General features: G+C 58.8%; 2 tRNA genes. Both read right to left on the bottom strand.

Annotated features, from left to right (window positions below):
- Position 1 precedes the first annotated feature (1 nt).
- Positions 2 to 77: transfer RNA gene (locus tag GHO41_RS29725), tRNA-Ala, on the bottom strand.
- Between the two features lie 50 nt (positions 78 to 127).
- A tRNA-Glu gene (locus tag GHO41_RS29720) sits at positions 128 to 203 on the bottom strand.
- Between the last annotated feature and the right edge of the window lies 1 nt (position 204).

Raw genomic sequence — 204 nt, 5'->3', positions numbered from 1 at the left:
TTGGTGGAGCTAAACGGGATCGAACCGTTGACCTCTTGCATGCCATGCAAGCGCTCTCCCAGCTGAGCTATAGCCCCGATTTATCGCCTGGCGGCGGAGCAACACCGAAATGCTGCTTCTGTGAAACTGGCGTCCCCTAGGGGACTCGAACCCCTGTTACCGCCGTGAAAGGGCGGTGTCCTAGGCCACTAGACGAAGGGGACA

The sequence above is a fragment of the Pseudomonas sp. FSL R10-0399 genome, assembly GCF_009600165.1.
GTDB classification, from domain to species: Bacteria; Pseudomonadota; Gammaproteobacteria; order Pseudomonadales; family Pseudomonadaceae; genus Aquipseudomonas; species Aquipseudomonas helleri.
The sequence above is the reverse complement of the archived record's forward strand: the minus strand, read 5'-3'. Positions and strand labels throughout refer to the sequence as shown.